The sequence below is a fragment of the Bradyrhizobium sp. CCBAU 65884 genome (assembly GCF_028128835.1).
In the GTDB taxonomy this organism is placed as follows: Bacteria; Pseudomonadota; Alphaproteobacteria; order Rhizobiales; family Xanthobacteraceae; genus Bradyrhizobium; species Bradyrhizobium ottawaense.
On the sequence record NZ_LBJU01000034.1, the window covers coordinates 1 to 1411 of the forward strand.

Sequence of the window (1411 nt, forward strand, 5' to 3'; positions counted from 1 at the left end):
CTAGGGCATGCACATATCTCTGAGGCTCCATCCTGCTGCGACGGCGTTGAAGTATTCGAGGCCGTTTTTGAAGGTGATCGGGCCCGGCGGCTTGGACGATGGGTAGCCATCCCACCCGCCGAGACGGCCGATGATCCAGGCGGCCCAAGCGAGACTATCGGGCGGATGTGGGTTCTTTAGTCGCTTGCTCGCGGCTTCGAGTTGCTGGTTGAGGGCTGTGAGCGCGCCAATTTGGCCGTTGTCGAAGGCCGCGAGAATGGGCTGGCGACCACCATTGCGGGCCTGCAGAAGCTGGATGGTGATGACGGCCGCCTTGGCGGCGATCGCAACCAGCTTGAGAAGCCGATCGGCGGATCCGATCTGACTGTCTTCGAGCTTGAGGCCTTGTGTCTTCAGGATGCGGAAGAACTGCTCGATGATCCAGCGCTGCTTGTACCATTGGACGATGCGCCAGGCGTCCTCGATGCTGGTGACCTCGTGAGAGGTGAGAAGCCGCCAGTGCAGCGGCTCTATGCCGGTTTCGGCGTTAATCTCGCGCACATCGACCACCGCCAGCGGCAAGCTTTTCGGCAGATGGTGCAAGAACTTATTCTGCGGGCGGGCGAGCTCGATTGCGCCAAAGCGAAGTTCGAGGTGGGCCAGGCGAGCCGGCCGCGCGGCGCGCGCAGGCAGTTGGATCATACGCTGGTCCACCGCGGCCATGGCATCGCTGGCCTCATACAGGCTGCTGCGGTCGGCAAGCTTGCGATCATGCATGCTGCGCGCGATGACGTGGAAATGTTGCTTGGCCGAGCTGGCATAAAGGGCAAAAATATCGCTCTCGCGGTCACCCAGCACCGTCACCGCCGCGGCCTTGGTGAGCAGCGGCCTTGCCGCCACGGCAGTCGATATCCAGCGTTGCGATTCCTTGTCCGATAATTCCCGATCATCATGCGAGGTCGTGCGGCGACCTGCGCGCGTCCATATCTGCCCGCTCAAAAGCCCAAGACAGCTGCCGTCGTCGGCGTCCACAGCCAGCAGCGGGTGCAGCAGCACGCCGTGGTTATTGCCTTTGCCGATTTCTCCGAGCCCGCGCCGGCGTTGCGGCGTGGTGTTGAAGTGGATCTCGCTGGTGTCCTGGATGGCCAGCACGTGGCGGCCTTCCACGGCAGGGCCCGTGCTATTGCTCCAGCTTTCGATGATCCGATCCACCGTCACCTTGTCATGGCCAAGAAAGCGGTTGAACCGCACTTCCAGCGCGCGGTTCCCCCTGGAGAGCTGCCGAAGGCAGACAGTTTTGCCCGCAACCATGCGTTCAGCGAGCGCCGCCCCCCTTTATCGAGACGACGATCCCCGAACCGGCCCAGCGTCCAGTCAATCCGTGACAACATCGCAGCACCCCCGTCCAAACCATGGAGTGCCGCAATAGGAA

General features: G+C 62.5%; 1 protein-coding gene. It reads right to left on the bottom strand.

Annotation, left to right across the window (positions count from 1 at the left end):
* Entirely contained in the window at positions 1–1290 is a 1290-nt protein-coding gene (locus XI03_RS01620) for an IS4 family transposase (RefSeq protein WP_152104167.1), read from the bottom strand.
* Between the last annotated feature and the right edge of the window lie 121 nt (positions 1291–1411).